This window comes from Streptomyces daliensis (genome assembly GCF_054782395.1).
The window spans coordinates 1-1,845 of record NZ_BAAGSO010000125.1; the positions used below are offsets into that span (position 1 = coordinate 1).

Annotated in this window: 3 protein-coding genes; all 3 read left to right on the plus strand. The window is 71.8% G+C overall.

Features of this window, described 5'->3' with window-relative positions; translation table 11 throughout:
• Positions 1-236 precede the first annotated feature (236 nt).
• The 3 genes from ACYVOO_RS35925 (at position 237) to ACYVOO_RS35935 (ending at position 1,750) form a co-directional block, all read left to right on the plus strand.
• On the plus strand, positions 237-773 hold the full coding sequence (locus ACYVOO_RS35925; RefSeq protein WP_461019926.1) for a hypothetical protein: 537 nt from the start codon (positions 237-239) through the stop codon (positions 771-773).
• Positions 760-1,113 (plus strand): transcriptional regulator, encoded by a 354-nt coding sequence (locus tag ACYVOO_RS35930; protein ID WP_461019927.1) that lies wholly within the window; start codon positions 760-762, stop codon positions 1,111-1,113. The genes ACYVOO_RS35925 and ACYVOO_RS35930 overlap by 14 nt, the downstream gene beginning before the upstream one ends.
• 190 nt (positions 1,114-1,303) lie before the next feature.
• Complete coding sequence (locus tag ACYVOO_RS35935) at positions 1,304-1,750, plus strand: guanyl-specific ribonuclease (protein ID WP_461019928.1); 447 nt, start codon at positions 1,304-1,306, stop codon at positions 1,748-1,750.
• Positions 1,751-1,845: the final 95 nt, after the last annotated feature.

The following is a 1,845-nucleotide window of genomic DNA, read 5'->3' on the forward strand; positions in this document are numbered from 1 at the left end:
CTTCAACGGCACCCTCACCACAGCAGCCATCGTCATATGGCTCCGCGACACCGTCCAAGAGCCATCAGAAACGGCCTAGCCCTCGCGCTTCGCACAGCAGGGGCCCCTTTCCCGCTTCGCGGGGGAGGGGCCCCTTCGTGCTGCCGGGGACCGGGTTGACGAGCCGGGGGCGGGAAACTAGTTTCTTCTCAGGAAAGTAGTTTCGGTGGAGCACGCAGCATCTTGTGGAGGTACTCATGCCATCCGTTCCCGACGGTTCCTTCCCCTCGGCGGACGAAGCCGCCCGCTCGCTGGCGGACATCGAACAGCGCCGCGATCAGATGCGCGGGTCGGCCACCGAAGCACGGTGGGTGTACGTGCTGTCCGGCGTCGTGTTCTTCGCGCTCTTCGCGTCTCCCGACTTCCTCGGAGAGGCGGCCGTGGCCTGGATCTCGCCGGCTCTCGGGGTGTTCGGCCTCGGCTACGTCGCACTGCTCAACACCCGCCGTGGCTCGGCCCTGCTGGGCAGGCCCGTCCGCCCGCGCAGGCAGGAGATCCCCTGGCGGCCCCGCCTCTACCTGCTGCTCGCGGTGGCCGTCGTGCTCCTGGCCGGCCTCGCACTCCGGCTCCTGCAACCGGACTGGCACCTCGCTTTCCCGTACTGGCGGACCGTGATCGGCGCGGTGGCCGGCGCCTCGCTGGCGATCTTCGGTCCCGCCTGGCAGCGGGCGCTGCTGTCGGGAGCCGCGCCCGGTGGCCGTACGGGGAAGAGCGCCGTCAATGGCGCACGCTGACTTCGACCCGGTCCTCCTCGACCCCACCCGGCTGTCGATCGTGTCGCTGCTCGCGGGGGCCGAGTGGGCCGAGTTCGGGTGGGTGAGGGAGTCGGCGGGGCTGTCGCCCTCCGCTCTGTCCAAGCAGATCAGCACGCTGGAGGGGCACGGTTACGTCGAGGTGCGCAAGGGGTACGTCGGCAAGCGGCCCCGCACCTGGGTGCAGCTCAGCGACGGCGGGCGGGCGGCGCTGGAGGCGCACGCGGCGGCGTTGCAGCAGATCGTCGAGAGGTCGCGGCGTGCGGCCGACGGGAGCGGGAGCGGGAGCGGGAGCGAGGGTGAGGTCAGCGTGCGGGAATGAGGGCGTCCACGGGGGGCGGGGTCGACGTCCGGTGAGTGGGCGACGGCCCCGCCCCGACCCCGACCCCGGCCGTGTGCGACCGCGAGCGGCGCCCCGTGCGCCGCGTCGGGCCGGGTGCTCCGTGTGAACTCCTGGGAAAATTCGTGCCGTTGGCGTTGACAGGTCATCTACGCGCGTCACCATGGATGCCATGAGATTCCCCCCACGAATCGCACGCATCAGTGCCCTCAGCGCCCTCGCCGCCGCCCTCCTCGTCGGCGGGCCCGCCGTCGCCGGGGCCGCCACCGCCGAGCAGGCGCCCGCGCCCGCCAGGATCTCCGCGCCCGCCGCCTCCGGCGTCTCCGCCGCCGACGTCGGCAGCATCTGCTACAACGAGCTGCCCGCCGAGGCCCACGAGACGCTCGACCTCATCGAGCAGGGCGGCCCCTACCCGTACCCGCAGGACGGCACCGTCTTCCAGAACCGCGAGGGCATCCTCCCGGACCAGAGTGACGGCTACTACCACGAGTACACCGTCGAGACGCCGGGCTCCGACGACCGCGGAGCCCGGCGCATCGTGACCGGTGAGAAGGAGCAGGAGGACTACTACACCGCCGACCACTACGAGTCGTTCGACCTGGTGGACCACGGCTGCTGAGCCCTCACGTCCCGCACACCCACCCCCCACACCCACCCCCCACACCCCTCATGCCCCGGTGGGCGCCCCCGGCCAGGTGAGCGTGGCCACGGCGC

What these genes read in the sequence shown, in the direction of transcription:
- ACYVOO_RS35930 (WP_461019927.1), top strand. Translation starts at nt 760, where the DNA reads ATGGCGCACGCTGACTTCGACCCGGTCCTCCTCGACCCCACCCGGCTG.
- ACYVOO_RS35935 (WP_461019928.1), top strand. Translation starts at nt 1,304, where the DNA reads ATGAGATTCCCCCCACGAATCGCACGCATCAGTGCCCTCAGCGCCCTC.
- ACYVOO_RS35925 (WP_461019926.1), top strand. Translation starts at nt 237, where the DNA reads ATGCCATCCGTTCCCGACGGTTCCTTCCCCTCGGCGGACGAAGCCGCC.